Origin of the sequence: Hydrogenophaga sp. (genome assembly GCF_022844385.1) — a bacterium.
Taxonomy (GTDB): domain Bacteria; phylum Pseudomonadota; class Gammaproteobacteria; order Burkholderiales; family Burkholderiaceae_C; genus Hydrogenophaga.
Genome location: NZ_JALHLX010000187.1, coordinates 1 through 2,299 on the forward strand (window position 1 = coordinate 1; position 2,299 = coordinate 2,299).

Genomic DNA, 2,299 nt, shown 5'->3' on the forward strand with positions numbered 1-2,299 from the left:
TCGCACCACAACCACGCGGTGGGCGAGTGGATCGGCATCCGCGCCGAGGTGGACCACGTGGTCACCTTCGAGCGCGGATCGGGTGCGTCGAGCCCGCCGGCGCCGGGCGTGGCCCGCGCCGTGCCTTCAGCGATCTGACGGACGGCAATCAGTGCTTGTGGGCTCCGTGGGTCATTCCGCCGGCGGGTGAACTGCCCAGCGGGCGCGCCGTGGCTTTCACTTCCAGTGTGGAGCGCTGGCCGTCCTTGCCTTCGAGCACCAGCGTGACCGGCACTACATCACCGGCTTTCACGGGACCCTTGAGGTCCATCAGCATGACGTGATAACCCCCGGGCTTGAGCTCCACGGTCTTGCCGGCGGGCAAGGCGAGTGCGGGCACGGCACGCATCTTCATCACGTCCTTGTCCATGGCCATTTCGTGGATCTCGACCACACCGGCGATGGGCGAGCTGGCCTGCACCACCCGGGTGTCGGCCTGGGCGGTGAGTTGCATGAAGGCGCCGGTGGCTTTTTGTTGCGCCACGGTGGCGCGCACCCAGGCGTCCTTGACTTCGACGTTGGCGGGCGCTTGTGCCCAGGCGCTGGCCGTGAGGGACAGCAAGGTGGCGATGATGATTTTTTTCATGAGGGAATCCAGAGAATGTGAAGCGGCCCGACAGACCAGCGACATGCGGTGCAACCGCAGGGTCGGACACAAGAAACAGAAAGCTCCGCGCGCAGCGCGGGCCAGACCACAGGCGACTCAGGCGGCCGGTGGGGCGCGAGACTGCGCCGGGGACCACACTGCAGCCGGTCGGGCCGAGGTGAATGCAGCGGCGGGTGCGGGGCCCTGGGCGTCGGGAACAGTGCCCAGCGCGGGTTCGGGCGGAAGGCCGGCTGCGCCCTGCATCGGGCACCAGGGGCAGTGGGCAGCGGCGTCCGCCATGGAGCCTGACGTCCCTGGAGGTGACTCGGCCCCGCCGTCGACCCGCACCCACAGCACCCCGCTGGCGCTGCACACCTCCACCCAGCCCTGGCGGTCTGAGTGGGACACCACCGCCTGCGCCAGCGTGGGCATCAGCGCGCCCCAGAGCACGGCCAGCAAGGCCAGCCAGGCAGCAAAACGACGGTGAAAGGGGCGCGCAAACATGGGTCCGAGTTTATCAGCGGGGTCAACTGCGAGACGCACAGCCAACGTGTGCCCCCACTACCATCACGCCACCCCAACAACGGAGACAGACATGCTCACACTCTGCGGCTTCGCAGCCAGCAACTACTACAACAAGGTCAAGCTCGCCCTGCTCGAAAAGGGCGTGGCGTTCGACGAAGAACTGGCCTGGGTCGGCCAGACCGACACGGCCGCCAGCCCGCTAGGCAAGGTGCCCTACCTCAAGACCGACGCGGGACCGCTCTCCGAGTCCACCGTGATCCTCGAATACATCGAAGACGCCTATCCCGCGCGCCCGCTCCTGCCGGCCGATGCCTTCCAGAAAGCCAAGGTTCGCGAGATTGTGCGTTACCTCGAACTGCACCTGGAGCTGGTCGCGCGCAACCTGTATGGCGAGGCCTTCTTTGGCGGCAAGGTGAGCGACGCGGCCAAGGAAAAAACCGGCGAACAGCTCACCAAGAACGTGGCGGCCTTCTCGCAACTGGTGAAGTTCTCACCTTTCATAGCGGGCGATGCCTTCACCTTGGCGGACTGCGCCGCCGCCGTGCACCTGCCGCTGGTGAGCAGCGCCACCAAGATCATCTACGGCCGCGACTGCCTGGCCGACCTGCCGGTGCGGGACTACTTGAAGCTGCTGGGTGAGCGCCCGGCGGTGCAGACGGTGAACGCCGACCGCAAGACCAACACCGAGCTGATGCTCAAGCGCGCGAAAGGCTGAACGAGCGAAAGCGCCTTTCCCACCCAGAGGTACCGCGGAACTGGCTTTGCCAGGCCGCAGGTACCGCCCCCCTTGAGGGGGGTCGCGCGTCAGCGCGGCGGGGGGTGCTCCTAGTTCTTCGGTCGGATCGCGTCGGCGGTTCCTTGAATGAACGCCTTGATTTTTTGCACGTCATCCATGCTCAGCTTGCCCGTGAAATCCGGCATGCCGCGCTCGGTGGCCGGGCCCTTGAAGACGAACTTGTCCAGGTTCTCGATGTAGCCCGCGTCCATGTAGCCCAGGTTGGGGATGTTGCCGCCGCGGTCCACGCCGGGCACGCCGTGGCAGAACACGCAGTTGCTCACGTACAGCGCGGTACCGGTGGGCACATGGGCCGGGTCGTACTTCACCCCCGCCACCAGCTTGTCCATCTGGTACTTCACGAAGGCCGGCGC

General features: G+C 66.5%; 4 protein-coding genes and 1 pseudogene. 2 read left to right on the forward strand and 3 right to left on the reverse strand.

Annotated features, from left to right (window positions below):
- Positions 1–138: pseudogene (locus Q0C59_RS18535) on the forward strand (ABC transporter ATP-binding protein); the annotation flags it as partial.
- Between the two features lie 10 nt (positions 139–148).
- Here the strand turns inward: Q0C59_RS18535 and Q0C59_RS18540 are convergent.
- Positions 149–625, reverse strand: coding sequence for a copper chaperone PCu(A)C (locus Q0C59_RS18540; RefSeq protein ID WP_291218329.1), 477 nt, complete (start codon positions 623–625; stop codon positions 149–151).
- 117 nt (positions 626–742) lie between these two features.
- Entirely contained in the window at positions 743–1,129 is a 387-nt protein-coding gene (locus tag Q0C59_RS18545) for a DUF2946 family protein (protein ID WP_291218331.1), read from the reverse strand.
- A 91-nt stretch (positions 1,130–1,220) separates the two neighbouring features.
- Here Q0C59_RS18545 and Q0C59_RS18550 point away from each other — a divergent pair, with 91 nt between their 5' ends.
- Positions 1,221–1,865, forward strand: a complete 645-nt coding sequence (locus tag Q0C59_RS18550; protein WP_291218333.1) for a glutathione S-transferase family protein — start codon at positions 1,221–1,223, stop codon at positions 1,863–1,865.
- Between the two features lie 110 nt (positions 1,866–1,975).
- On the opposite strand, the gene Q0C59_RS18555 is transcribed toward Q0C59_RS18550, so the two are convergent.
- Positions 1,976–2,299 (reverse strand): cytochrome c (locus Q0C59_RS18555; RefSeq protein ID WP_291218336.1); only part of this gene is annotated, 324 nt, incomplete at its 5' end.